This is a genomic window from Novispirillum itersonii subsp. itersonii ATCC 12639, assembly GCF_000381985.1.
GTDB lineage: Bacteria > Pseudomonadota > Alphaproteobacteria > Rhodospirillales > Rhodospirillaceae > Novispirillum > Novispirillum itersonii.
The window spans coordinates 39,583-64,975 of the sequence record NZ_KB907342.1; the positions used below are offsets into that span (position 1 = coordinate 39,583).

21 protein-coding genes and 2 tRNA genes are annotated in these 25,393 nt (G+C 63.2%); 11 read left to right on the forward strand and 12 right to left on the reverse strand.

The genetic code is table 11. The features are described from left to right. Nucleotides 1–96: 96 nt before the first annotated feature. Nucleotides 97–1,995 (reverse strand): GGDEF domain-containing protein, encoded by a 1,899-nt coding sequence (locus G365_RS21095; protein WP_081628520.1) that lies wholly within the window; start codon nucleotides 1,993–1,995, stop codon nucleotides 97–99. A 189-nt stretch (nucleotides 1,996–2,184) separates the two neighbouring features. Next, nucleotides 2,185–2,871: an isoprenoid biosynthesis glyoxalase ElbB gene (elbB, locus tag G365_RS0110265; RefSeq protein ID WP_019645438.1), complete on the reverse strand. Its 687-nt coding sequence runs from the start codon at nucleotides 2,869–2,871 to the stop codon at nucleotides 2,185–2,187. An 81-nt stretch (nucleotides 2,872–2,952) separates the two neighbouring features. On the opposite strand from elbB, the gene G365_RS0110270 reads away from it, so the two are divergent. Beyond that, a complete protein-coding gene (locus G365_RS0110270; RefSeq protein ID WP_019645439.1) occupies nucleotides 2,953–4,446 on the forward strand; it encodes a carboxypeptidase M32 in 1,494 nt (497 codons plus the stop codon). A 19-nt stretch (nucleotides 4,447–4,465) separates the two neighbouring features. Here G365_RS0110270 and G365_RS0110275 read toward each other — a convergent pair whose 3' ends face one another. Next, nucleotides 4,466–5,140 (reverse strand): GntR family transcriptional regulator, encoded by a 675-nt coding sequence (locus G365_RS0110275; RefSeq protein ID WP_019645440.1) that lies wholly within the window; start codon nucleotides 5,138–5,140, stop codon nucleotides 4,466–4,468. A 192-nt stretch (nucleotides 5,141–5,332) separates the two neighbouring features. Between G365_RS0110275 and G365_RS22920 the strand changes: the two genes are divergently transcribed. Continuing rightward, on the forward strand, nucleotides 5,333–6,397 hold the full coding sequence (locus tag G365_RS22920) for a phosphotransferase (RefSeq protein ID WP_019645441.1): 1,065 nt from the start codon (nucleotides 5,333–5,335) through the stop codon (nucleotides 6,395–6,397). Between the two features lie 5 nt (nucleotides 6,398–6,402). Then, nucleotides 6,403–7,656: an aspartate aminotransferase family protein gene (locus tag G365_RS0110285; protein WP_019645442.1), complete on the forward strand. Its 1,254-nt coding sequence runs from the start codon at nucleotides 6,403–6,405 to the stop codon at nucleotides 7,654–7,656. Between the two features lie 147 nt (nucleotides 7,657–7,803). Here the strand turns inward: G365_RS0110285 and G365_RS0110290 are convergent. The 3 genes from G365_RS0110290 to G365_RS0110300 all read right to left on the reverse strand — a co-directional run bounded on the left by G365_RS0110290 (nucleotide 7,804) and on the right by G365_RS0110300 (nucleotide 9,278). Next, nucleotides 7,804–7,880: transfer RNA gene (locus G365_RS0110290), tRNA-Arg, on the reverse strand. A 127-nt stretch (nucleotides 7,881–8,007) separates the two neighbouring features. Then, nucleotides 8,008–8,084: transfer RNA gene (locus tag G365_RS0110295), tRNA-Arg, on the reverse strand. A gap of 207 nt (nucleotides 8,085–8,291) precedes the next feature. After that, nucleotides 8,292–9,278: a zinc ABC transporter substrate-binding protein gene (locus G365_RS0110300; RefSeq protein WP_019645443.1), complete on the reverse strand. Its 987-nt coding sequence runs from the start codon at nucleotides 9,276–9,278 to the stop codon at nucleotides 8,292–8,294. 159 nt (nucleotides 9,279–9,437) lie between these two features. On the opposite strand from G365_RS0110300, the gene G365_RS0110305 reads away from it, so the two are divergent. The 4 genes from G365_RS0110305 (at nucleotide 9,438) to G365_RS0110320 (ending at nucleotide 13,004) form a co-directional block, all read left to right on the forward strand. Beyond that, on the forward strand, nucleotides 9,438–9,959 hold the full coding sequence (locus G365_RS0110305) for a Fur family transcriptional regulator (protein WP_019645444.1): 522 nt from the start codon (nucleotides 9,438–9,440) through the stop codon (nucleotides 9,957–9,959). Beyond that, nucleotides 9,956–10,879, forward strand: coding sequence for an ATP-binding cassette domain-containing protein (locus tag G365_RS0110310; RefSeq protein WP_019645445.1), 924 nt, complete (start codon nucleotides 9,956–9,958; stop codon nucleotides 10,877–10,879). The genes G365_RS0110305 and G365_RS0110310 overlap by 4 nt, the downstream gene beginning before the upstream one ends. Next, nucleotides 10,872–11,684, forward strand: a complete 813-nt coding sequence (locus G365_RS0110315; RefSeq protein ID WP_019645446.1) for a metal ABC transporter permease — start codon at nucleotides 10,872–10,874, stop codon at nucleotides 11,682–11,684. Before G365_RS0110310 ends, G365_RS0110315 begins: the two co-directional genes overlap by 8 nt. 210 nt (nucleotides 11,685–11,894) lie before the next feature. Then, nucleotides 11,895–13,004 (forward strand): hypothetical protein, encoded by a 1,110-nt coding sequence (locus G365_RS0110320; protein ID WP_019645447.1) that lies wholly within the window; start codon nucleotides 11,895–11,897, stop codon nucleotides 13,002–13,004. A gap of 106 nt (nucleotides 13,005–13,110) precedes the next feature. On the opposite strand, the gene pabB is transcribed toward G365_RS0110320, so the two are convergent. Then, on the reverse strand, nucleotides 13,111–14,463 hold the full coding sequence (gene pabB, locus G365_RS0110325) for an aminodeoxychorismate synthase component I (RefSeq protein WP_019645448.1): 1,353 nt from the start codon (nucleotides 14,461–14,463) through the stop codon (nucleotides 13,111–13,113). Between the two features lie 183 nt (nucleotides 14,464–14,646). Between pabB and G365_RS0110330 the strand changes: the two genes are divergently transcribed. Together G365_RS0110330 and G365_RS0110335 are read left to right on the forward strand one after the other, a co-directional pair. After that, the gene (locus G365_RS0110330; protein ID WP_019645449.1) at nucleotides 14,647–15,996 is read left to right on the forward strand and encodes a TldD/PmbA family protein; all 1,350 of its coding nucleotides are present in this window, start codon (nucleotides 14,647–14,649) and stop codon (nucleotides 15,994–15,996) included. 123 nt (nucleotides 15,997–16,119) lie between these two features. Continuing rightward, nucleotides 16,120–16,695, forward strand: coding sequence for a hypothetical protein (locus G365_RS0110335; RefSeq protein WP_019645450.1), 576 nt, complete (start codon nucleotides 16,120–16,122; stop codon nucleotides 16,693–16,695). 65 nt (nucleotides 16,696–16,760) lie between these two features. Here the strand turns inward: G365_RS0110335 and G365_RS0110340 are convergent, their stop codons facing one another. The 5 genes from G365_RS0110340 to coaBC all read right to left on the reverse strand — a co-directional run bounded on the left by G365_RS0110340 (nucleotide 16,761) and on the right by coaBC (nucleotide 20,916). Next, nucleotides 16,761–17,573 (reverse strand): HesA/MoeB/ThiF family protein, encoded by an 813-nt coding sequence (locus tag G365_RS0110340; protein ID WP_019645451.1) that lies wholly within the window; start codon nucleotides 17,571–17,573, stop codon nucleotides 16,761–16,763. A 96-nt stretch (nucleotides 17,574–17,669) separates the two neighbouring features. After that, complete coding sequence (cysK, locus tag G365_RS0110345; RefSeq protein ID WP_019645452.1) at nucleotides 17,670–18,629, reverse strand: cysteine synthase A; 960 nt, start codon at nucleotides 18,627–18,629, stop codon at nucleotides 17,670–17,672. Nucleotides 18,630–18,728: 99 nt separating this feature from the next. Continuing rightward, a complete protein-coding gene (locus G365_RS0110350; protein ID WP_019645453.1) occupies nucleotides 18,729–19,184 on the reverse strand; it encodes an RrF2 family transcriptional regulator in 456 nt (151 codons plus the stop codon). Between the two features lie 17 nt (nucleotides 19,185–19,201). Then, the gene (gene dut / locus G365_RS0110355; protein ID WP_019645454.1) at nucleotides 19,202–19,663 is read right to left on the reverse strand and encodes a dUTP diphosphatase; all 462 of its coding nucleotides are present in this window, start codon (nucleotides 19,661–19,663) and stop codon (nucleotides 19,202–19,204) included. A gap of 35 nt (nucleotides 19,664–19,698) precedes the next feature. Continuing rightward, complete coding sequence (gene coaBC, locus G365_RS0110360; RefSeq protein ID WP_019645455.1) at nucleotides 19,699–20,916, reverse strand: bifunctional phosphopantothenoylcysteine decarboxylase/phosphopantothenate--cysteine ligase CoaBC; 1,218 nt, start codon at nucleotides 20,914–20,916, stop codon at nucleotides 19,699–19,701. A 297-nt stretch (nucleotides 20,917–21,213) separates the two neighbouring features. On the opposite strand from coaBC, the gene G365_RS22925 reads away from it, so the two are divergent. Both G365_RS22925 and G365_RS22930 read left to right on the forward strand, forming a co-directional pair. Continuing rightward, a complete protein-coding gene (locus tag G365_RS22925; protein WP_051089872.1) occupies nucleotides 21,214–23,181 on the forward strand; it encodes a methyl-accepting chemotaxis protein in 1,968 nt (655 codons plus the stop codon). A 187-nt stretch (nucleotides 23,182–23,368) separates the two neighbouring features. Continuing rightward, nucleotides 23,369–25,333 (forward strand): methyl-accepting chemotaxis protein, encoded by a 1,965-nt coding sequence (locus G365_RS22930; protein ID WP_019645457.1) that lies wholly within the window; start codon nucleotides 23,369–23,371, stop codon nucleotides 25,331–25,333. Nucleotides 25,334–25,393 lie beyond the last annotated feature (60 nt).

Genomic DNA, 25,393 nt, shown 5'->3' on the forward strand with positions numbered 1-25,393 from the left:
TCATTCCCTTCTACATAAGCCGCATCTGCCCGGTAGAGCAATGGAAAGCGTGAAGCCTGAGACAGATAGGTTGGGGGCAGATCGGTTGGGGATGGCTTAGACCGACTCAGAGGGATCGGCCTCCGGGCAGCAGGCGGCCTCCTCCCGCGTGACCGGGCCCAGCATCGCCACGGCCATGCCGGATGGACTGGCTTTGGCCTGCTTTTTCAACCGGGCAAAAATACCTGAGACTTCATCAATCGATTCGACCGACTGCCCGCTGGTGATGTGCAGCACCCCGGCGGAAGCCCGGAGCAGCGGCAGGCGGACATCCTTCCCGTCACGGTCCTTACCAAGGATGTAGCCACGCCGCCGGGATTCCTCATCGTAGAAACTCTCAACCTCATCACAGAAGCGGTCGAGGGTGTGGCGGATCATCTTGACCGCTTCGGCGCAGTCGCTGTGCCGGATTGAGGCGAAGAAATCATCGCCGCCGACATGGCCGATGAAACAGAGATCGCGGGGCAGATCCTTCCGCAGGATATCCGCATACAGGGTGATCGCCCGGTCCCCCTGCCGGAAGCCGTAGCTGTCATTGAACGGCTTGAAGAAGTCAAAGTCGATATAGGCGATGGTGTAGGCGGCACCCCGGTCGGCCAGCGCTTCGGTCAGGTGGTCGTTGATGACGGCATTGCCGGGCAGTTTGGTCAGGGGGTTCTGGTCCCGCGCCACCGCGAGGTTCTTTTCGTTGAGAATCCGCAGCAGGGAGCGGGCAGAGAGGAAACCGGCATAACGTCCGTCCTCGGTCAGGATGATCCCTTCGGACTCCTCGTCGGAGGAAAAGATTTCGAGGATCTTTTCTGCTCTGGCGCTGACCTCTGCCGTCGGGCAGGGCCAGAGGAAATGACGGGGACCCCGGCCATAGACCTTGTTCGACAGCAGATCCTTGCCAAACGGCGAATAGACATAGGCTTTCAGGTCTTTTTCCCGCAGCAGGCCGAGCGGCTCGCCGAGGGCGGAGACGACCGGCAGAAAGGTGGTGCTGCCGGTGCGCAGCCGCTCGAAGGCGTCATCAAGGCTGGCGGTGTCGGGCAGCGGCGGGATCACCTCGATCTGGGCGGACACCAGCTTGATATCCGATCCCCGGTTCCGGCGGTCCTGCGCATTCAGGGCGCGGACGCCGTCATGCAGGGGGGTGGCATCGGTCAGGGAGGACAGCGGCGGGCTGATGGCGAAGCCCTGCACAAGGTCGCAGCCGGAATCCCGGCACAGCATGTATTCCCGGTCAGAGTCCACGCCCTCGGCAATCACCTGCACACCCAGCAGATGGGCGAGATTGACGATATGGGTCAGGAAGGCCCGCTTGCGGGTATCCACTTCGGCATTGGCAATGAAGAAGCGGTCTATCTTGATGTAATCCGGCTGGGCGGAATACAGCAGCGGCAGGCCGGAGTATCCGGCCCCGAAGTTATCCAGCCCGATGCCGCCCGCCGCCTGCCGCAGCAGGGTCAGGGCCGGGGCAATCTGCGACAGGTCAGCAATCGGGTGCCGTTCGGCGACCTCAATCACCAGATTGACGGTGTTCAGGCCATACTGTTGCAGATAGCGGGTGATGCGGGCTGCCAGCGCGCGGGCATCGGACAGGCTGCGGGTATCAATGTTCAGAAACAGCTTCTGTTCCGGGTGATCGGGCCCGCCGCAGAACAGCGACAGCGCCCGGTCGAGGATCAGGTGCTCAAGATCGGGCAGCGCCCCCAGCCCGTGGGCGGCATCCAGAAGGCCGCTGGCACTGGCATAGCCAAGGCGTTCATATCCGCTCAGCACGGTCTCGAACCCGACACAGCGCCCGGAATGGATGCTGATCACCGGCTGCAGGCAGACTGAGACCGCCGCCTGTATCGCCCGCCAGTGGGCGGATGCCCGGTCGCCGATCTCATCGGCGGTTCCGGTGGACGGGAATCGGCTGTCAGGCTGGATCAGCCCGGAGGCCCTGTCTGTTGTACTGTTCCGGGACATCCCGCGTTCCTCCCCGCTCCGCCCCATCTGCCTGTCCGGCAGTCCTGTCGTCTGGCGCGTGGCCGTCACACAGGATCGTCTGGATTAAAGGGGCAGGGCGGGGCGGGTCAACGGCGGGGGGTGGATTGCAACCAAAACTTCATCAAGATCCCGGGGTGTGGCCGGGGCGGGGAAGCCCCGGCAGCCCGTTCAGGGACGGATCATTGCCAGCACGGCCCGGATCACGGCTTGTGCCCCGTCGTCGATCTGGGCGATGGTGGCATCCAGCATGTAGCAGGGGGTGGTGGCGATGCGGTGAGTGGTATCGGTGACCACCTGCCCGTGGTCGGTGACATGATGGGCAGCGCCCATCGCCGTGATCGCTCCGGCGGCCCCGGCATCGCTGCCGATGGTCAGGGTGATGCCGTCCCCAAGAACTTTTGCCAGCAGAACCGGGCTGATGCACAGGGCGCCAATCGGCTTACCGGCGGCGTGGGTGTCGCGGATTGCCCGTTCAACATCCGGGTCTACGGTGCAGCCGGGGCCGTCAAAGGCAAAGGACGACAGATTCTTGGCCGCCCCGAAGCCTCCGGGGAAGACGATGGCGTCGTAATCAGCCGCCTGATACTGCCCCAGCGGCAAAATCTTGCCGCGGGCGATGCGGGCGGCTTCGGTCAGGACGTTGCGGGGGGCGTCGGTCTGTTCTTCGCCGGTCAGATGATTGATGACGTGGTGCTGCGGTCGGTCCGGGGCAAAGCACTGGGCCTGCGCCCCCTGACGGTCCAGCGCCAGCAGGGTCAGCACCGACTCGTGAATTTCCGCGCCGTCGTAAACCCCGCAGCCGGACAGAACCACGGCGACGCGGGCAGGGGAATGGGAAGACCGGGACTCAGACATGCGGCAGGTTCCTCTTTTCAATGACCTCTATCCAGCCTACCTATGAAGACTCTGATGGTCCACCGTGACGGAAACAGCCCCATGACCACGCCTGTGTCTGCCTATGCCGCCCTTGAAAAGCAGTTTGCCCGGATCGGGGCGCTGGAGGCCGCCCAAGGCATGTTGCACTGGGACTCGGCGGTGATGATGCCGCCCGGCGGGGCTGAGGACCGGGGAGATCAGCTGGCGGCACTGGCGGCGGTCACCCATGACCTGCTGACGGCCCCGCAGATGGGGGAATGGTTGGCCGCAGCGGATCCGCAGGTGCTGGATCTGTGGCAGCAGGCCAATCTGGCGGAGATGCGCCGTCTGCATGCCCATGCCACTGCGGTACCTGCTGATCTGGTCGAGGCCCTCAGCCGGGCCGGGTCGGCCTGCGAACAGGTGTGGCGGCAGGCCCGTCCGGCGTCGGATTTTACACAGGTGCAGAAGGCGCTGGAACAGGTGGTGTCCCTGACCCGCCAGAGCGCGCAGGCCAAGGCCGAGGCGCTGGGCGTTTCCCCCTATGATGCGTTGCTGGATCAGTATGAGCCGGGCGGGTCGTCGTCGGCGATTGATGCGCTGTTTGCCGATCTGGCGGACTTTCTCCCCACTTTCCTGAATGAAGTGCTGGAGGCTCAGGGGCCTGAGGCAGAAATGCCGCAGGGCCCGTTTGACCTGAAGGCGCAGGAAGATCTGGGGCGACGGCTGATGCAGACCATCGGCTTTGATTTTGCTCATGGCCGTCTGGATGTGTCAGCGCATCCCTTCTGCGGCGGTACCCCTGGGGATGTCCGGATCACCACCCGCTACAGCCGCGATGATTTCGCCTCAGCGATGATGGGGGTGCTGCACGAGACCGGTCATGGCATGTATGAACGCGGCCTGCCGGTCGGCTGGCGGACCCAGCCGGTTGGCCGGGCACGGGGGATGAGCCTGCACGAAAGCCAGTCGCTGCTGATGGAAATGCAGGCCTGCCGGTCTCTGGAGTTTTTCCGGTTTGCGGCCCCGCTGATCAAAGAGGCGTTCAAGGGCGAAGGATCCCTGTGGGAGGCTGAGGCCTTTCACCGCCGGGCAATCCGCGTGCGCCGGGGGTTCATCCGGGTTGATGCCGACGAGGTGACCTATCCGTTGCATGTGATTCTGCGGTACCGGCTGGAAAAGGCGCTGGTCGACGGGTCGCTGTCGGTGGCTGATCTGCCGGAGGCGTGGAACAGCGGCTTCGAGGCGCTGATGGGCGTGCCGGTGCCGGAACACCGGCTGGGCGTGCTGCAGGATATTCACTGGTATGACGGGGCGATCGGGTATTTCCCGACCTATACGCTGGGGGCGATGACGGCGGCACAGCTGTATGCAGCAGCGCAGGAGGCGGTGCCGTCGATCCCCGACGATCTGGCGCAGGGCAATTTCGCCCCGCTGCTCGGCTGGCTGCGGGCTAACGTGCATGGCAAGGCATCCAGTCTGTCGACCGATCAGATCATTCGTGGTGCCACCGGAAAATCACTGGATGCCGGAGTGTTTAAGGCCCATCTGCGCCGCCGCTATCTCGGCGGCTGAGGCCGGGCAGGCCGCATGGTCAGGCGGACGGTGGTGCCGCTGCCTTGACCTGCGCCAGAATCATCTGACCGCCGCCGAGGATATCCTGCATGATGGCGGCGGCGGCGGCATCGGGGTCGCGGCGTTCCAGCGCGTCAAGCACCGGATAATGGTGATCAATCATGTCGCGTCCGCCCGGCCCGTAGGCCCCGGCCACCAGCGGCCCCATCTGTAACCAGATCCGCCGCAGGGTGTTGAACAGCACCGGCATGCGGGCAATCACCGACAGCTCGAAATGAAAGGACTGGTTCAGTTCCAGTCCAAGGGTGATGTTGCCCTCGGCAATGGCCTGCTCATTCCGGGCGATCAGGGCGCGCAGCCGGTCCAGATCTTCTGCGGTGGCTTTCCGGGCGGCATTTTCGGCGGCCAGCGCCTCCAGCCGGAGGCGGATATTGCGGATTTCCAGATACTGGTCCATTCCCAGCACCGGGATGCGGATGTCGCGGGGGGAATGGAAGACCAGCGCCCCGTCATGGGTCAGCCGCAGGATCGCATCACGCACCGGGGTTACGCTGGTGCCAAGGCGCTGGGCCAGATCGCGGATCTTCAGCCGGTCGCCCGGTTTGAACTGCCCCTTGATGATCGCGTCGCACAGGGTGCTGTAGACCCGGGTGTTCAGGGTCTCGTAAGCGATGGGGGGCAGGCCGTCGGTCATGCAGGATCTCTGATCAGGGGCGGTTCAGGGTGACGGGGCCGCTCCGGCGGCGTCTTTGGGTGTACCGCAGTTCAGCCCGGGGTGCCAGATCCGACCGTTGAAACAGGATGAATTGAAATATGATGCATCATGTGTCAAAACCGAAGGCGTGGTTCTGTTCCTGATCCTGCCTCTGCCCCGGAGAGTTTGCCGATGACCCCTGTGTCCCTTCTGGATGAAGCCCGGCCTCTGTTTGAAACCCCGCCCCCGGCGGTGACGGAGGATGAGGCGGCCGCACTGGTCGCGGCCCACTATCGGGTGACGGGGACAGTCCGTCGCCTGACCGGGGAGCGTGATGCCAACTTTGTCATCACTTCGGCAGCGGGCGGGGCCGTGGTGTTCAAGGTCATCAATCCTCTGGAACCGGATGCTGAGGCCGAGATGCAGGCGCAGGTGCTTGATGCGCTGGCGGCCCATGGCAGCCCGCTGACCCTGCCGGTGGCCCGCCACACCGTGGATGGACAGACAGTTCTGCGGGCTGAAACCGCCTCGGGTCTGGCAATCCGGGCCCGCTGTTACAGTTATCTGCCGGGGGAGCCGCTGTCCGTCCGTCCGGTGGATGATGCGCAGCGCCGGGCTGTCGGGCGGACGGCCGGACACGTGATTCAGGCACTCGCCGGCTTCGATCATCCGGCAGCCCGGCGTCTGAACCTGTGGGATTTGTGTAAGATCGGGGCCCTGCTGCCACTGGTCGGGGGATTGCCGCCATCGGTGACCCGGGATCAGGTCAGCGCTTTCCTCGATCATTTTGTGACGGCGGTGGCCCCCCGGATTCCCGGGTTGCGGCATCAGGTGATTCACAATGATCTGTCGCGTAGCAATCTGCTGTTTCCCCCCGGCGCGCCCACCGGTCTGCTGAGTGTGGTGGATTTCGGCGATATGATCCACGCCCCGGTTCTCAGCGAGCTGGCGGTGGCGGCGTCCTATCAGATTGCCGGAGAAGACCCGCTGTGGAATCTGCGGGTTGTCGCCGCGGCCTTTGACACGGTGATGCCGCTGCTGCCGGAAGAATGCGACCTGCTGCTCGACTTTGTGCTGGCCCGGCTGATGGGGCGGATTCTGATCACCCGCTGGCGGGCTGATCTGTTCCCCGAAAACCGCGATTACATCCTGCGCAGCAGTCAGGAAGCGCAGGCTCTGCTCAATACCCTGTTCCCGGTGTGGAAGAACCGCGCCGACATCAACTGGCCCGCTTTTTACCGGGGCGAAGAGGAGTAAGGAAGATGACCGCATCGCTTCAGGACCGGCGCAGCGTACTTGGCGCGGCCTATCGTCTGTTTTATGCCGAGCCGCTGACGCTGGTACGCGGCAGTGGGGTCGAGGTGTTTGACGCCGACGGACGGCGCTATCTGGATGCCTACAACAATGTGCCGGTGCTGGGCCATGCCCATCCGGCGGTGGTGGAGGCCCTGACCCGTCAGGCCGGGCAGATCAACACCCATACCCGGTACCTGCATGACACCATCCTGACCTATGCAGAGGCCCTGACCGCGACCTTCCCCGATCCGCTGAACCACGCCATGTTCACCTGCAGCGGCAGCGAGGCAAATGATCTGGCCCTGCGGATCGCCATGACGGTGACCGGTGGCACCGGGGTGATCGTGACGGAGAACGCCTACCACGGGGTGACCGCCCTGCTGGCCGGACTGTCGCCGTCGCTGGGCATCGGCACCGCACCGCAGGTGCGGACGGTTCCGGCCCCCGACAGCTATCGTCAGACCGAGGATGTCGGGGCGGCTTTCGGAGCAGCGGTTGCGGCGGCAGCCGATGACCTGCGGCAGGCCGGTATTCAGGTGGCGGCGTTGCTGGTGGATACTACGTTTGCCAGTGATGGGATCCACGTTGGCCCGACCGGGTATCTGGATGCGGCGGTCGCGGCGGTGCGCGCAGCCGGGGGGCTGTTTATCGCTGACGAGGTGCAGGGTGGTTTCGGCCGGTCCGGCAGACTGTGGACGTTCCTGCACCAGCCGGGGTTGGTCCCTGACCTTGTCACCTTAGGCAAGCCGATGGGCAATGGTCACCCGATCGGTGGAGTGGTCACCCGGAAGGATCTGCTGGATGTGTTCGGGGCGCGGTCCCGGTATTTCAACACCTTTGGCGGCAATACCGTGTCTGCGGCGGTCGGCCTGGCGGTCTTGACCACCATTCAGCAGGGTGGATTGCCAACGCATGCGGCCACGCTGGGGGCTGATCTGGCCGTCGCTCTGGATGGGTTGCGCCGTCATACCGTGGTTGGCGATATCCGTGGGCTCGGTCTGTATTATGGGGTGGAACTGATCTCCGACCGGGTCACCAAGGCCCCGGCGACCGCGCTGGCAAAAGCGGTGATGGATGAGATGGCCCGTGAGGGCGTGTTGATCGGTGTCTGCGGTATTGCCTCCAACACTCTGAAGATCCGCCCGCCGCTGGCGTTCTGCGCGCAGCATGTCGCTGAACTGACCGGGGTGTTGGACCGGGTGTTGTCCCGCCTGACCTGAGGCTTTGCTTTGGGATGATTGAGAAGATCCCGTTCCGGACTGTTCCGGGACGGGTTTCTTTTTATTCTGTCAGGGGGAGAGATGGCCCGGCGCAGAGTCTGATGCCAGAAAAGACGAAAGCCGGAGCTTTAGGCTCCGGCTTTCGAATGGCGCGCCCGGAAGGACTCGAACCTCCAACCTCTTGATTCGTAGTCAAGTGCTCTATCCAGTTGAGCTACGGGCGCACAGAGGTTTTACCGAACATAGAAACGGACATCAGATACTGCGCTGTTCCTCTTCCCGCGCCCGATTGGCGATATGCCTGTTTCGGTGGAAAGCAAAGACCGGAGCTTTAGGCTCCGGCCCTCGGAATGGCGCGCCCGGAAGGACTCGAACCTCCAACCTCTTGATTCGTAGTCAAGTGCTCTATCCAGTTGAGCTACGGGCGCACAGAGGTATCTGATCTCCGGCATCTCTGCCGGTGCAGCCGATGGGCTCGGCTGAGGGCGGCTTTATATTGGCCCCGGCGGCCCTCTGCAACAGAAAAATGCAATACCGTGAAAGATTTTTGTCGTTTGCGCCGGAGTCAGGGCCGGGGAGAGGCGGGGAGAGAGAGTATGGTGCCCGGGGCCGGGGCCGGGCACCATACCGTGGGATCAGCCTGCAGCGGCGCAGCTGGCGACCGCTGTGGCAACGCCCTGCATGGCGGCCTCATATGCGGCAAAGCCTTTGCCGGGGGCACCGCCGTCAGGATCAACGGTGATGACCTTGGCTTTAACGCCCTGTGCCACCGTGCGCAGGACGGCATCGGGGAATTCCGGTTCAGCGTACAGGCAGGTCACGCCCTGTTCCTGCACTTTTGCCTGCAGGGCTTTCAGATGTTTGGCGCTGGGGGCGCGGCTGGGGTCAATGGTGACCGCGCCGATCACCTGCAGACCAAACCGTCGTTCCAGATACTGGTAGGCATCATGGAACACCAGAACCTTCTGGGCTTTTGCCGGAGCGATCTTTTCCTGCAGGGCGGTTTCCAGTGCGGTCAGCTGCTGTTCGGTCTTCGTCAGATTGGCGGCATACTGCATGGCATGGGCCGGATCACGTGCCGACAATGTGGCGGCGATGGTTGCAGCCCAGGCTTTGGCATTCTGTGGGTCCAGCCAGGCGTGCGGGTCAAGCCCGTCTTCATGCTCATCGGCTGTGGCTTTGCCGTGATCATGGCCATGGCTGTGCCCGTGGTCATGATCATGGTCGTGCCCGCTTTCCCAGTTCTCGCCATCGCGCAGGGGCAGGGCGGCCTCGCCCAGTGACCGCAGCAGGGGGACAATCTGGGCAGTTTTGGGGGCGGTGGTCAGGGTTTTAGGCAGCGTCCCTTCCAGCTCCGGCCCGACCCAGAAGATCACATCCGCCTTGCTGACGGCCCGGGCATCAGACGGCTTCAGGACATGGGTATGGGGTGATTGCCCCTGTGGGATCAGGCGTACGGGTTCCCCCACGCCTTCCATAATCGCCCCGGTCAGGGCATAGACCGGGGTGATGCTGGTCACCACCACCGGCACCGGGCTGTCGGCCCGCGCGGTGACAGCGGTGCCGGTCAGGGCGAGGGTGGTGGCAAGGGTAACGGAGCGCAGAAGGGGCCGGACAGGCATTGCAGGAGAATCCTTAACTCTGGAGGACAGGAGGGGGAGGGCTCGTCAGCACCGGGGAGGTGTGCTACACTGTAATAAATGTTATGTTATAACAATTGATATGGCAAGGTCTGCGTTCTGCTGGCCGCCGGTCCGCCCGTTCTCCGTCTGGATCCGCCGATGAAACCCGTTTCTCCGTCTGATGAGCCCGTGCCCGGGGATGACGTGCCGTTCCCCCGGCCTCACCACGATCACGACCACTGCCGCCATGATGCGCTGCGCCGTGCCGAGGATGTCTGTGCCCGGCAGGGGGCGCGGCTGACGCAGGCCCGGCGGGAGGTGCTGGATCTGCTGTGGGCCGACCATCGCCCGGTCAGCGCCTATGATCTGTTGCACCGCCTGAATGCCGATGGCCGGAAAGCCGCGCCGCCGGTGGTATACCGGGCGCTGGATTTTCTGATCGAGCATGGTCTGGCCCACCGCCTGAACAGTCTGAATGCTTTCATCGGCTGCGCCCATATCGGCGGTGAGCACGGCGCGCAGTTTTTCATCTGTCGGGAATGCGGGCAGGTGGCGGAAACCCGGTCTCCGGAGATTGACAGCGCCATCCGCACTGCGGGGGCTGAACTGGGATTCCGGGTGCAGGCCCCGGTGGTGGAAGTGGAGGGGGTCTGCCCGACCTGCTCCGGGGCACCGGCATGACGGGGGGCGGCGCAGGAATTCTGCAGGCGGTCGGGGTGACGGTCCGCCGCAGCGGGCGGGTGATTCTCGACGCGGTGGATCTTGATGTCAGCCGGGGGGAGATTGTCACCATTGTCGGTCCCAATGGGGCAGGCAAGACCACGCTGGTGCGGGTTCTGGTTGGCCTCGATCAGCCTGACTCCGGGCGGGTGGAGCGGGAAAGCGGTCTGCGGATCGGCTATGTTCCCCAGCGCTTTCAGACGGAAGCGCTGCTGCCGCTGACGGTCCGGCGCCTGATGACGCTTGGCCACGGGAAGCGGGCTGCGGCGGATGATGCGGCGATCCGTGCGGCCCTGACTGAAACCGGGGTGCCCCATCTGCTGGAAGCGGCAACCCAGACCTTGTCGGGGGGAGAGACCCAGCGGGTGCTGCTGGCCCGTGCCCTGCTGCGGCAGCCGGATATCCTGATTCTCGACGAACCGGCACAAGGGGTGGATTTCCGGGGGCAGCTTGATCTTTATGACCTGATTGCCCGCCTGCGGAGCCGGCATGGCATGAGCGTGCTGATGATTTCACATGATCTGCATGTGGTGATGGCCGCCACCGACCGGGTGGTCTGCCTGCATCATCATGTCTGCTGTATCGGCCACCCGGAGGCGGTGGCGCAGGACCCGGCCTATCAGCGCCTGTTCGGGCGCGAAGCGGCGGGGCACGTCGCCCTGTATACGCATGATCATCATCATGTGCACGGGCCGGACGGGCAGGTACAGCCGAGGCTGGTCTCCTGCGGGCATGACCATTCCGGTCATACGCACCACCACGGGGCCCACCATCATGAGGCCCACCATCATGGAGCCGTGCACGACTGTGCCCTGCCGTCTCATGATGCCCATTTTCCGCCCCCGCCTGAGAGTCTGGCAGGAGAGAACCGCCATGACTGAACTGTCGGGCCTTTTTGATGATTTCATCGTCCGCGCCGGGCTGGCCGGGCTGGCGGTGGCGTTGGCCGCCGGACCGCTTGGATGCTTCGTGATCTGGCGGCGGATGGCCTATTTCGGGGATGCCCTGTCGCATTCGGCGTTGCTGGGGATCGCGCTGGGGACGTTGCTTCGGGTGCCGGTACAGGCTGCCGTGGTGGCAAGCGGGCTGGCGATGGCCGGTTTCCTGACCGCGTTTGCCCGCCAGAAGCGTCTGGGCAGTGACGCCCTGCTGGGGATCTTTTCACACGCGGCCCTGTCTTTCGGCCTGATTGCCCTATCCTTTCTGGGGGCGGTGCGGATTGACCTGCATGCCCTGCTGTTCGGGGATATTCTGGCGGTGGATGCCGGTGACCTTGTACAGGTCTGGGTCGGGTGTGCGGTCGTTCTGGCGGTGCTGGCCTTTCTGTGGCGGCCGCTGCTGGCGGCGACGGTCCACCGGGATCTGGCGCAGGCTGAAGGGGTGCCGGTGGCGCGGGTCGAGGCTGCTTTCATGGTGCTGGTGGCGCTGACCATCGCGCTGGCGGTTAAGATTGTCGGGGTGATGCTGATCACCGCCCTGCTGATCATTCCGGCTGCGGCGGCGCGGGGCCTGTCACGCACGCCGGAGCAGATGGCGGCGGTGGCGGCACTGATCGGTCTGCTCTCGGTCGGCTGTGGCCTCGGGGCCTCTCTGACATGGGATTTGCCAGCCGGTCCGGCGATTGTTGCGACTGCGGCATTGATTTTTTCTGCGACAATGGTCATACGAACAACAGGGAAGGCATAGGAGCGGGATTCCCCGCGTCCTTGTCATAAACCATGGCACAATTGCGGCTTGTTACGGGCATCCCCTTTCAGTACACTCCCCCTCACCGTGCGGGGGGATTTGTCCCGCCAAGTCCTTGCCGAACAATCTGAACCCGTCGTTTCCCGGCGCCCCGGCCGCCGCCCGGGGAGATACGCCGGGACTAAAGGCGGCAAAACAAAAGGGAATTCGATGTCGCTGTCGAAGTCGCGTTTTCTGGTTCTCGGCGTGACCTTGGCGCTGGCCGGGTGTTCTTTCGCCAACGATGCTCTGTTCCCGTCCCTTGGGGGTGACGCCGGCATTCAGTCGAGCGCGATTGATCAGCCGCCCAGCCTTGGTAACAGCAGCTTTGTGCCGCCGTCCGTCACGCCCGGTCAGCCGACCGGAACCTTTGTTGGCCAGAAGGTACAGACCTTCCGGGCCGAACTGTCCAATCTGCAGGGCGTGATCCGCCAGCGGAACCAGCAGCTCCAGTCCCTGCGGATGCAGACCATCAACGACAGCCGCGCCTATCACGAGACCGTTGCGTCGGTGAATGCGCGTCTGCAGGTCGGTACCACTCCGGGGAACCCGGAACTGCATAATCAGTGGTCCAATGCACAGGCGCAGCTTGACCGCCTGAACATGGACGTCGCCGCGATGAACCAGCTGGCGACCACCGTGTCGTCGGACAGCGCGATGACGGTTTATCTGCTGGATAGCATCCGTGCTGCCTACAGCCTCAGCGGCGCGGTTGATGAAGATCACCGTCAGCTGCAGACGCTGGAGGTGGAAACCAATCAGACCGTGGTGCTGATTGAACGCCTGCTGTCGGAGCTGTCGCAGGATATTTCCCGCCAGCAGGGCTATATCGGCAACGAGCGCAGCAATCTCAACACTCTGGCGCTGGGCGTGAAGAACGGCCAGCTGTACGGGGCCTCCATCGGCAATCAGGCGATGATCCGCGGCAACGCGCTGTCGCAGGATACCGGTCTGGTTTCCGGTCAGGGGCTGGCGGCGGACCGCCGTCCGTTGGTGGTGATCCGCTTCGACCGCCCGAATGTGTCCTATGAGCAGCAGCTGTATCAGGCGGTTTCCCGCGCTGTTGAGCGCCGCCCGAATGCGGTGTTCGATCTGGTTGCGGTCAGCCCGTCGGCTGGCGGTGCCGGTCAGTCGGCAATGGCGGCAGCCAATGCCCGCCGCAGTGCCGAGCAGGTCATGCGCTCGCTGACCGATATGGGGGTTTCTGCCGACCGCGTCCGCATGTCGGCGATGTCCAGCGGTGGTGCCAGCTCTAACGAAGTCCATCTCTACGTCCGTTAACAGCGGACGCTTCAGACAGCGACACTCAACCCCCGCATCCTGAAAGGTGCGGGGGTTTTCGTTTGTCTCAGTTCGTGTGTCTCAGTTCATGTGCCCCGGGCCGGGGTTAAGACTGCTGGGGGAACTGCGGCAGATCCGCGCCGCTGACGGCCCGGATCATCGCCCGGGCTTTTGTCAGGGCTTCCTCTACTTCAGCCATCGGGTCGGAGTCGGCAACAATGCCGCCCCCGGCCTGTGCTGCAATGCGGCCCGACCTGCCGATTACCAGCGTGCGGATGATGATGGAGGAGTCAAAGGCCCCGTCTGGCCCCAGCCAGAAAACGGATCCGCAATAGGGGCCGCGCCGGGCGGGCTCCAGCGCGTGGATCAGTTCCATGGCATGGATCTTCGGTGCCCCGGTGATCGACCCGCCGGGAAAACTGGCCCGCAGCAGCGAAACCGCCGAGTCGCCGGGCCGAAGCTGACTTTCCACCACCGAGACCAGATGATGGACGGTGGCATAGCTTTCCAGTCCGTTCAGAACGGGGACCCGAACTGACCCGACCTGCGACACCCGGGACAGGTCATTGCGCAGCAGATCGACGATCATCAGGTTTTCAGCCCGGTCTTTTTCGCTGGCGCACAGGTCGGCGGCCAGCCGGGCGTCGTCTTCTGGCGTCTGGCCCCGGGGGCGGGTGCCTTTGATTGGCCGGGTTTCCACATGGCCATCGGCGCTGACCTGCAGAAACCGCTCCGGTGAGGCAGACAGCACATGCGCGCCGTCAAAAGACAGGCAGGCGGCGAAAGGGGCGGGGGACAGGGCGCGCAGCCGCCGGTAGAGGTCAAACGGGGGTACGCCGGGCGGCAGGTGTTCCGCCAGAAAGCGCTGGGTCCAGTTGGCCTGAAAGATATCTCCGGCATAGATGTAGTCGATCACCTGCCGGATCCGGTCTGCGGCCTCCGTCCGGCTCAGTTCGGCCCGCATCGGGGCTGTGGCGCTGGCCGGGGGCGCCAGCGGCGTGCTGACGGACAGTCTGGCGGCAAGGTCCGCCGCATCGCGTTCAAAGCCCGGCAGGCCCAGAACCATCGCGGTACGGGACAGGGTGTTGAAAGCGGCGATGACCGGATACACACCGAAAGCAGCTTCCGGGATACCCAGATCATCCGGGCGGGCTGTGGGCAGGGCTTCCAGGTGACGTCCGGCCTCATACGCCAGCCATCCGGCCACCCCGCCGCGAAACGGGGGCAGCAGGGGATTGGGGTCTGGTTGCGCTGTTGGCAGGCTGCGGACGGCATGATCCAGCGCGGCAAACGGGTCTGCCGGGTCGGTCACGCAGGTCAGGGGGGAGACGCACAGATAAGTCCAGCGGCCCCGCCCGCCCGATGGGGCGGCGGAGTCGAGCAAAACCGAGCCGTCCTGCCCGGCGAAGGGCGCAAAGGCGGCCAGCGGATCAGAATAAGGAATCAGGTGCATGCTCATGGCGGGGGACCATACGGCGAACGGCCCGGAAAGGCGAGGGGAGAGATAGCGGTTTTCTCGGCGCGGTGTTTGGGGCAGAGTGGCGGGCCTGATCCGTTTTTCAGCCCGGCCGTGACAGGTGTGGTGGCTGAAACCGGGAGTGCCGCTTTGGGCCGCTGTCTGCCGTCTGTGCCGGGAGTTTTCATGACCGACGTTTCTGCCAATACCCTGTCTCTGCTCGAAGATCTGATTGCCGATGCCCGCCGGGCCGGTGCCGATGCCGCCGATGCCATTCTGGTGGACGGACAGTCGGTGTCGGTGGCGTGGCGGCTTGGCAAGCTGGAAACGCTGGAACGGTCAGAAGGTGGGGATATTGGCCTGCGGGTGCTGATCGGCAAGCGTCAGGCCATTGTGTCGTCGGGCGACCGCAGCCGGGAAGCCTTGTCGGCACTGGTGGAGCGGGCGATTGCCATGGCGAAGGCCGTGCCGGAAGATCCCTTTGCCGGGCTTGCTGACCCTGATCAGCTGGCTCTGTCGATGCCTGATATTGACGGTGACGATCCGACGGAACTCAGTGCCGATCAGCTGATTGCCATGGCCGCGGCGGCGGAAGATGCCGCCCGTTCGGTTCCCGGTGTCACCAACTCCGAAGGGGCAGAGGCCTCCTGGGGGCGCTCGCTGGTTTCGGTGGTGGCCTCCAACGGATTTGCGCACAGCTATTGGTCCTCAGGGTCGTCGCTGTCGGCAGTGGCGCTGGCCGGGGATGGCGACAGCGGGATGGAGCGGGATTACGATTACACCACTGCGGTCTATGTCGAAGATCTGGAAGAGGCCGCCCTGATCGGTCGCCGCGCCGGAGAGCGGGCGGTGCGCCGTCTCGGTGGCCGCCGGATCAAAACCTGCCGGGTGCCGGTGATTTTTGATCCGCGTATGGCCCGGGGGATTGTCGGCAGCCTGTGCGGTGCGATCAATGGGGCCAGCATTGCCCGGGGAACGTCATTTCTGAAAGATGCGATGGGGACCGAGGTGTTCGCCCCCGGTATTTCGATCATCGAAGATCCGCATCGCGCGCGAGGTCTGCGGTCGCGTCCTGTGGATGCTGAAGGTATTGCCAACAGCCGCCGGGCCCTGATTGACAACGGCGTTCTGACCACCTGGGTGCTGGATCTGCGGTCAGCCCGTCAGCTGGGGCTGGCCAGCACCGGTCATGCCGCGCGGGGCACCTCTTCGGCCCCGTCGCCAAGCGTCAGCAATGTGTGGATGGAAGCCGGATCCCAGAGTCCGGAGGAAATGATCCGCGAGCTGAAGGAAGGGCTGCTGGTGGTCGATCTGTTCGGTCATGGCGTCAACGGTGTCACCGGGGATTATTCCCGTGGGGCAGCCGGTTTCTGGATCGAGAACGGCGAAATCACCTATGCCGTGAACGAAGTGACCATCGCCGGGAATCTGAAGGAAATGTTCCGTTCGTTGACTCCGGCCAGTGATCTCGATCTGCGTCATGGCACGGATGCACCGACCCTGCGCATTGACGGAATGACGGTGGCCGGGGGCTGAGGCCCTTTTGCCTGAATTCACCCGCCTCGGGTTGCCCTGAGGCGGGAAAAGGTCTAAATCAGGGCCGGTAATCGCAGGGTGCGGGCGGCACTGCCCGGCCGGATGCGGCGTAAGGAGAAGATAATGCTGAACCTGTCCGTTGATCGCGTTGGGGCCATGCTGCGCTTCGGGGCCGTTGCCGGGCTGGTGCTGGCAGTGTCGGCCTGCTCCACGTTTAAGAAAGAAGATCCCAGCGGCGGTCAGGAATGCCCGCAGGTGAAGATTGACCGCAATACCGCCAAGCTGACGGTGTTCCGCGATGGTCCGGGCCGCGATCTGACCGATGTGGTCTATACGGCGGAAATCGCTGATTACAACGGGGACTGCACCTTTGAAAAGACCAAGGACAAGCAGACCGTCAATATGCGGATGAAGGTGCTGTTTGCGATCACCAAGGGGCCGGCGGAAACGTCAGCCACCAACAAGCTGGAATATTTTGTGGCGATACCGTCGTTCTATCCGTCTCCGGCGGCCAAGCAGGTGATGCCGATGGAATTCAAATATCCTGACGGCAACATCAGCACGATGATGGTCCGCGATGAGGAAGTGCGCCTGACCCTGCCGCTGAAGGATACCAAGACCAAGGACATGCCGGTCTATGTCGGGTTCCAGCTGACGCAGGATCAGCTGAATTATAACCGCCGCCAGAACAGCCGGTAAGATCCTCAGCTCCGGCAGGCAAAGAGACCCGCGGGGCCCCTGATGTATGGGGCCCCGCTGTGTTTTTATCCGGGCAGACCGCAGGCCGGGCCTTCGTCCGGCTGTTCCAGATGCGTAATCGTCGGGTTTGGGCCACACAGGGGACAACCGGGGTCCGGCTTGACCCGTACGGTGCGGAACGTGGTGGACAGGCCATCATAAATCAGCAGCCGTCCGGCCATGCTGTCGCCGATTCCCAGCAGTTCCTTCAGGATTTCCGTCGCCTGCAGTGTGCCCATCACCCCGGCGACGGCCCCGAGAATGCCCGCTTCGGCGCAGGACGGAATCTGGCCCGGCGGTGGCGGTTCGCGGAAAATGCAGCGGTAGCAGGGGCCGCCGGCATGGGGTCTGTAGGTTGCAAGCTGGCCGTCAAACCGCAGGATAGCGGCGCTGACCAGCGTTTTGCGGGCAAAGAAGGCGGCGTCGTTGACCAGAAACCGGGTGCTGAAATTGTCTGACCCGTCGGCGATCAGATCATAGTCGGCAAACAGGGCCGCAGCGTTGGACGCATCAAGCCGCAGGCGGTGTTGGTGGACCGTCACATCGGGGTTGATAGCCTGCATGGCCTGTGTGGCACTGTCCGTTTTCGGCTGACCGATGCGGTCGGTGGTGTGGGCGATCTGCCGTTGCAGGTTGGACAGATCAACGGTGTCATCATCAACCAGCCCGATGGTGCCGACACCGGCGGCTGCCAGATACAATGCCAGCGGCGACCCCAGCCCGCCTGCCCCGATCAGCAGGACCTTTGCGGCCAGAAGCTTTTCTTGTCCGATTCCGCCGACGTTGGGCAGCAGGATATGGCGGGCGTAACGGCGGATCTGATCTTCGCTGAACGACATCGGCGCGGTGTCTCTGTCCCAAAAAAGCGGAAGGGAGGGCCCGGCTGGACCCTCCCCCCCGATATGGACCGGAAACCGGCGTCTGTCGAGAGTCGATCAGGCGTCTTCGAACAGGGCGGTGGACAGGTAACGCTCGGCAAAGCTCGGCAGAATCACGACGATCTGCTTGCCTTCGAATTCCGGGCGGGCCGCAACTTCCAGCGCGGCAGCCAGTGCGGCCCCGCCGGAAATCCCGACCGGCAGGCCTTCCAGTTTTGCAGCCTTGCGGGCCGTGGCAAAGGCGGTCTCGTTGCCGATCTGGATCACTTCGTCAAACACGCCGGTGTTCAGCACGCCGGGCACGAAACCGGCCCCGATGCCCTGAATTTTGTGCGGGCCGGGGGCCCCGCCGGACAGCACCGGGCTGTCTTCCGGTTCCACCGCAATGATCTTCACGCCCGGCTTACGGGCTTTCAGCACTTCGCCGATGCCGGTGATGGTGCCACCGGTCCCAACACCGGAGATCAGCACGTCGACGCCGCCATTGGTGTCAGCCCAGATTTCCTCGGCAGTGGTGGCACGGTGAACCGCCGGGTTGGCCGGGTTTTCAAACTGCTGCGGGATAATGGCGTTCGGCAGATCCTTCGCCAGTTCTTCGGCGCGGGCAACCGCCCCCTTCATACCTTTGGCCGCCGGGGTCAGCTCGATCTGGGCCCCCAGATGCTTCAGCATCTTGCGGCGTTCAATCGACATGCTTTCCGGCATGGTCAGGATCAGCTTATAGCCCTTGGCGGCGCAGACGAAAGCCAGCGCGATCCCGGTGTTGCCCGATGTCGGCTCGATGATGGTGGAGCCGGGGCCGATCTTGCCCTGGGCTTCCAGTGCTTCAATCAGTGCCAGACCGATGCGGTCCTTCACGGAGGCCAGCGGGTTGAAGAATTCACACTTCCCGAGGATGTCGGCCTTCACACCGGCGTCAGCGGCCAGCCGCTTGACCCGCACCAGCGGAGTAGCACCGATAGTGGCGAGAATGTCGTCATAAATCCGGCCGCGGAAGGTGGCAGTGGTCTCGGTCATTTAATCCCCCTCATGTGGGTGTGAATTTCAAACATAATACCACGGGTCTGTGGCATTTGAATTGTAAAATGTGGGTGGCCGACAGACCGGGCAAGGGGATCAGATGGTAAAGTCCATCTTTTCTTCGGCCTCGCTGCCGACGCCGTCGCGCCATGCCTTCATACACAGATCATCAATCGAGATCGTATCAAGGCGCTGCATCAGGTCTTCCTGCAGGTCCTGCCACATCGGACGAACCACGCCGAGGCCCAGCGGAGAGCCGGGAAGATCCTGATAAATATCTTCGGACTCTTCCAGAGACTGCATGACGCGGACAATTTCGCCGATGGTGATCCGCCGCCGTTCGCGGGCCAGACGGTATCCGCCTTTCGGACCGCGGACCCCCACCAGAATCCCCGAGCGGACCAGATGCTGCAGGGTCTGTTCCAGATAGCGGCGTGGGATTTCCTGCCGCCGGGTGATTTCCCGGCTTTGCACCGGCTCCCCCCCGGCGTGGTAGGCGATGTCCAGCACCGCCTCGATGGCAAACAGCATCTTTTTTGACGGGCGCAGCATGGCGGAGTCTCCGTCGCTTACAGGGTTTTGGTGCCGGTCGAGCCGAAGCCGCCGGTACCGCGTTCGGTTTCCGACAGATCAGCCACTTCTGCCCAGACCGCCCGGGTGACCGGGGCAATCAGCATCTGGGCGATCCGCATGCCGTGTTCAATCACGAACGGCTCACGGCCATGGTTGATCAGGATCACCTTCACCTCGCCGCGATAGTCGGCATCGATGGTGCCGGGGGCATTCAGGACGGTCACCGCATGCTTGGCAGCCAGCCCGGAGCGGGGGCGGACCTGCGCTTCGTAGCCGTCGGGCAGGGCGATTGCCAGTCCGGTCGGGATCAGCGCCCAGGCGCCGGGGTCTAGGGTCACCGGGGCTTCCAGTGCGGCAGACAGGTCCATCCCCGCAGCGTGAGAGGTGGCATAAGACGGCAGCGGCAGGTCAGCCCCGTGCGGCAGGCGGACAACAGAAACGGTCACGGCAGTGGTCATGGCAGTCAAAATCCGGGGTCGGGGGAGGGGGGATGTCAGGACGGAAGCAAGGTATCCGCGATCCGGCGGGCCAGACGGGTCGCCACATCGGATTTCGGCAGGTCCGGCCAGCTGTCAACGCCGTCGGCGCTGATCAGGTGAACGGTGTTGCGATTACCGCCGAAGGTGCCGGTGGCGGCGGAAACGTCATTGGCACAGATCCAGTCGCAGCCCTTGCGGGCCCGTTTGGCAATGGCATGGTCGATGACCGATTCGGTTTCGGCGGCAAAGCCGACCACCAGCCGGGGGCGCTGCGGCCCTGCGGCTGACAGGGTGGCCAGAATATCCGGGTTGGGGCGCAGGGCGATGGCGGGGGGCGCGGCGCCTTCCTGCTTTTTCAGTTTTTGCGGGGCAACATCCACCCCCCAGTCGGCGACGGCGGCGGCACAGACTGCCACATCCAGCACGCCGTCGGTGGGCAGAGCAGCCTGACAGGCGGCCAGCATATCGCGGGCCGACTCGACATGAACCACACGGACCCCGTCTGGGTCAGGCAGGGTAACCGGGCCGCTGATCAAGGTCACGTCGGCCCCCAGCGCGGCGAGGGCGGCGGCAATCGCATGGCCCTGCTTGCCGGAAGAGCGGTTGGCAATATACCGCACCGGGTCGATCGGCTCGTGGGTCGGGCCGCTGGTGACCACGGCAGTTTTTCCGGTCAGCGGTCTGGCGTCAGGGCGCAGGGTGCGGAGGATTGCCTGAACCAGATCGGGAATCTCGCTCATCCGTCCGGCGCCAACCTCGCCGCAGGCCAGCGTGCCGCTGGCGGGACCAACGACGGTGATCCCACGGCTTTGCAAGGTGGCAAGGTTGGCCTGCGTGGCCGCATTGGCCCACATATACAGATTCATGGCAGGGGCAATCAGCACCGGTTTATCGGTGGCGAGCAGCACGGTGGAGGCGAGATCGTCGGCCAGACCGGCTGCCATTTTCGCCATCATGTTGGCGGTGCAGGGGGCAACCACCAGCAGATCGGCTTCCCGCGACAGGCGGATATGCCCCATCTCCGCTTCGTCCGTCAGCGAAAACAGATCCTGATAGACTTTGTTTTCTGACAGGGCGGAGACACTGAGCGGGGTGACAAACTGGGTCGCGCCTTCGGTCAGTACGCAGCGCACATCAAGCCCCTGTTCCCGCAGGCGGCGGATCAGATCCAGACTTTTATAGGCGGCGATGCCGCCGGTAATGATCAACAGCACGCGCTGCGGAGTGGACATCCGGTGTCTCCCTGTCGGCGGATGCAGTATACGGCGTCTGTGGCTGTTATTATACTTATTTGGTGCGTATATCAAATGAAACAACACGAAAAGCCATGTTCTTTTCGGGGGGCTGGTCCGGGAAAAATGTGTCTGTTCAGTCGGGACAGTGCAGAAACGGGAAGGCAGGCCGGAAAAACGATGTATAATATTGTTTCGTAATAAGGCATTAGAATAATGCTAATATTGCGCTGCGTCATGGCGGAAAGTGATCATGCGTCCGGCAATGGCAGCAGCGGGGAACCGGGAGGAATGTGCATGAAACGTCTGTGGTCGATCCGGGCGCGGCTTCTGGCGATGATGCTTGGTACTTTGATCCCGCTGTTGTTGCTGGTCGGGCTGGCCCTGAAAAATCAGTACGATGCGATGATTGATGGCCGGGTGTTCATGCTGCGCAATCAGGTGCAGGGAATGGTGACGCTGGCCCAGACCCTGCAGAAAGAGCAGATCGACAAAGCCGGTCGCCCGGTGGCGGAGGTTCAGGCCCAGTGGCGGGAGACCGTCAGTGGTATCCGTTACGACAACGGGACCGGGTACTTTTTTGCCGTTGATGACAAGGTGATGTATCTGGTGATGCCGGTTGCCCCGGATCGTGTGGGCCAGAGTGCCGCCGGACTGAAGGATCAGACCGGAACGTTTTTTGTGCAGAAGATGGTTGATGTGGCCCTGAAGAACGGAGAGGGCCGTGTGGATTACTGGTATCCCAAGCCGGGTGAGAAGGACCCCCTGCGCAAAGTCAGTTATGTCATGAAAGTACCGGGCTGGAATGCGGTCATCGGGACCGGTGTTTATGTTGATGACGTTGATGCCGCCTTTCAGGGGGCGGTCAGGACCTTCATGATCGCGGTTGCGGCTGTTGTGGTGTTTGCCCTGGGGCTGGCCTGGCTGATTTCCCGCGATATCGTCGGGGCTGTAACCGCCCTCAGCCGCGTGGTCAGTGTGCTGGCAGAGGGTCGGATTCCTGACCGTATTCCCACGGCACGGCGGGACGAGCTGGGGGATATCGGGCGGGCAATGATTGCCCTGCGCGAGACGGTCCGCCGGGCCTTCCAGCTGAATCAGATGGTTGATGAGCAGCCGGCCCGGGTGATGCTGTGTGACCGTGAAACCCTCAACATCACGTATATTAACAAGGCGAGCATGGATCTGCTGCGCCGGGTGGAGCACCTGATGCCCTGTAAGGCGGAAGAGGTGATTGGCAAGCCGGTGTCTATTTTCCACCGCCGCCATAAAGATCAGATTGACGCTTTGCTCCGGGATCCGCAGAAGCTGCCGATCCGCTCGAAATTCAGCCTTGGGGATCATGTTATCGAAAATACCGTGATCCCGATTTTTGATCAGGATGGCGGGTATATCGGCCCGATGCTGAATTGGGATGATGCGACCAAATACGTGCAGATGGCCGACAGTTTCCAGAAGAAAGTGCAGGCGGTCTCTGACGCTGTGGCCGATTCGGCCCGGGAGCTGGAGCAGCTTTCGACGGCGCTGCAGGCAACGGCGGAGCAGGTCGGCGACCGGTCTGCCAGTGTCGCCGGGGCGGCGGAGCAGGCCGGGGTTAATGTGCAGACCGTTGCCAGCGCCGCAGAAGAGCTTTCGGCCTCGATCAATGAAATCGGACGCAGTGTTGAGCATTCCACCCGCACCGCGCAGGAGGCCGTGGAACGGGTTGGTATGGCGCAGGAGGCGATGGGCTCGTTGAACCGTTCGGCCGCCAGTATCGGCGAGGTGATCCGTCTGATTTCCGACATCGCCAGTCAGACCAACCTGCTGGCCCTGAATGCGACGATTGAGGCAGCCCGTGCCGGGGAGGCCGGAAAAGGCTTTGCCGTGGTGGCAAACGAGGTCAAGTCGCTGGCGACGCAGACAGCGCGGGCGACCGAGGACATTGTCCGTCAGATTGAAGGGGTGCAGCAGGCCAGCCGCAGCTCGACACAGGCGACCGAACAGATCCGTGATGCGATTGATCAGGTCAATCAGGTCTCCTCAACAGTGGCTGCCGCAATTGAGGAACAGGCGGCTGCGACCAATGAAATCAGCCGGAACGTGGCAGAGGCATCTGCCGGAACCACGCAGGTTTCCACCGATATCACGGCAGTGGTGCAGGTGGCCTCAGAGGCGAAGGAGGCCGCGATGCGGGTTCATTCCGCTGCGGCAGATCTGACACATCGCTCCGATTCGCTGCGGAAGGAGGTCGCTGACTTCCTCGATTATATGCGCAAGAGCTGAGGGTGTGTCTTATTAGACGTATACAGATGACCTTGGGCTGTGTTTCACCGCAGGACAATCCTTAAGGAAACAGTCGATTACCCATCCGTATACATCAATAGTTCTAGATTTCAGCTTCTTCCTCTACGGAACCGGGATATGATCGGGGCAGATCAGTCACCCATGTACGAAGGGGAAGGCGTTTGCGATGGGCCGGATCAGGATCAGTCTGAAATTACTGGGTGTTTTGTTGCTGTCGGCACTGGCGTTGACCGTCGTGCTGTGGCGGTCGCTGAGCGTGCTGCATGACGATCTGGTCGATGGCCGGGTCACCATGCTGCACAATGTCCTGGAAGGGGCGCAGAGCATGGCGCAGGGCCTGCAGACCGGCCCGGTCAAGGCAGGCACTCTGACGGCGGAAGAGGCGCAGCGGCGGTGGCTGGACGCTGTCAGCGCAGTGCGGTTTGACGGCGGCACCGGCTATCTGTTCGTTCTTGACCGCTCCGGGAAGGCGCTGGCCCATGGGCAGAACCCGGCTCTGGTCGGGACGGATATGTCCGGGCTGAAGGATCAGAAAGGCAATCTGTACGTCAAAGATATGCTTGCCGTGGTGCGTGATGCCGGTCAGGGCCGCGTCGATTATTGGTTCCCCAAGGTCAAGGGTGGCGAGGATCTGCGTAAGATCAGTTACGTTGCCACCGTGCCGGGATGGAATTACCTGATCGGGGCCGGGGTCTATGTCGATGATCTGGAAGCCCATTTTGCGATGGTCCGCAACACGCTGGTGGCGTTTGCCGCAGCGGTGATGGCGGCGCTGGTGGTGCTGGCCCTGTTTATTTCGCGCGATATCACCCGCTCTGTCGGGCGGCTGGTGGTTGACCTCGGCAAGATTGCCGGCGGCCATCCCAATACCCCGGTTTCCGGTCAGGACCGGAAAGATGAAATCGGGGAACTGGCGCGTGGGATTGAAGGACTGCGCAGCGCGGTGATCCGGGCGTTCGAGCTGAAGCAGATGGTTGATGAGCAGCCAGCCAAGGTGATGATCTGCGAGCCGAAGGATCTGCGGGTCACCTATATCAACTCTTCAGCGCTGGCCCTGCTGCGGCAGGTTGAAGACGCGATCGGCTGTAAGGCCGAGGAGGTTCTGGGCCGTCCGATTACCAGCTTCCATCAGCGGTCGGAATTTCTGGACCGGATGTTGCGGGATCCGTCGAAGCTGCCCTACAAAGGCAAGTTTACGCTCGGTGGGCTGGTGATCGAGAATACGGTTATCCCGATTTTTGATCAGGAAGGCGCATACGTCGGTCCGATGCTGAACTGGGAAGACGTCACCAAATACGTCCAGATGGCGGATCAGTTCCAGCACAAGGTGCAGGATGTTGCCGGGGCGGTGACGGTTGCGGCGCGTGAGCTGGAGCAGTTGTCCGGCATGCTGCAGGATACCGCGCAGGAAGTCGGGACCCGGTCCACCAGTGTGGCAAGCGCTGCGGAGCAGGCCGGGGCCAATGTGCAGACAGTGGCAAGTGCGGCAGAAGAACTGACCGCTTCGATCAGTGAGATCGCCCAGCGGATCGAAGAGGCGTCTGTCCTGTCGGCGCAGGCCGTGACCCGGGTGGAGGGTGCGCAGGATGCCATCTCTTCCCTCAACCAGTCCGCCGTCAGCATCGGTGAGGTGGTAAGCCTGATCAATGACATCGCCAGCCAGACCAATCTTCTGGCGCTGAATGCCACCATCGAGGCTGCCCGGGCCGGAGAGGCCGGGAAAGGCTTTGCGGTGGTTGCCAACGAGGTGAAATCGCTGGCGACCCAGACCAGTCGGGCAACGGAAGATATCAGCCGTCAGATTCAGGCGGTGCAGATGGCCACCCGGGCAACCGTCGAGGCCACCAGCGAAATCCGGCGGGCTATCGATCAGGTGAATACCGTCGCGGTGACGGTGGCTTCGGCGATTGAGGAACAAAGCGCGGCGACGCAGGAAATCAGCCGCAATGTTCAGCAGGCCTCTCAGGGGACCACGCAGGTGTCCGACGATATCACCCATGTGGTGACGGTGGCTGACAATGCACAGAGTGCATCGAAGCAGGTGCATGCCGCCGCGCTGACCCTGACGGACCGGGCAAATGATCTGTCAAAGGAAGTCGGCAGTTTTCTGGACTATATCCGCAAGAACTGATCCTTCCGGCTGCGGTCATGACAATGGGGGGAGAGCGGTAGGCTCTCCCCCCATTGCTTA